The organism is Streptomyces jumonjinensis, from assembly GCF_009600885.1.
Classification (GTDB): domain Bacteria; phylum Actinomycetota; class Actinomycetes; order Streptomycetales; family Streptomycetaceae; genus Streptomyces; species Streptomyces jumonjinensis.
The window spans coordinates 104,890-105,399 of the sequence record NZ_VCLA01000167.1; the positions used below are offsets into that span (position 1 = coordinate 104,890).

The 510-nt window shown below is 66.7% G+C and carries 1 protein-coding gene; it reads right to left on the reverse strand.

Going from position 1 to position 510, the window contains the following annotated elements; translation table 11 throughout:
• Window positions 1–510: AMP-binding protein (locus tag FF041_RS24705; RefSeq protein WP_153524865.1), on the reverse strand; the 510-nt coding region annotated here is incomplete at both ends.

The following is a 510-nucleotide window of genomic DNA, read 5'->3' on the forward strand; positions in this document are numbered from 1 at the left end:
AACCCCGGCCATGTACTCGCGTATCGCCTCAAGATCCACGTCTTCGGCGTCGGGAACGACATAGCCGACCAGACGCTTCTCCCCCGGCCGGTCCTCCCTCGCCACCACCACCGCCTGGCTCACCGACCCATGCCCGGCCAGCACCGCCTCCACCTCGCCCAGCTCAACCCGGAACCCACGGATCTTCACCTGATCATCCGCACGCCCCACGAACAGCAACTGCCCATCAGACGACCAGCGGACCAGATCCCCCGTCCGATACATCCGCCCACCCGGCACAAACGGACACGCAACAAACCGCTCCGCCGTCAACCCCGAACGCCCCAAATACCCCCGCGCCAAACCAGCACCAGCCACATACAACTCACCCACCACACCAGACGGCACCGGATGCAGGTATCCGTCGAGGACGTAGGTGCGTACGTTGTCCAGCGGGCGGCCGATGGCCGGAGGCTGGTCCCAGGGCCCGATCTCCTCGTCCACCGCTCCCGCGGTGGTGATCACCGTCGC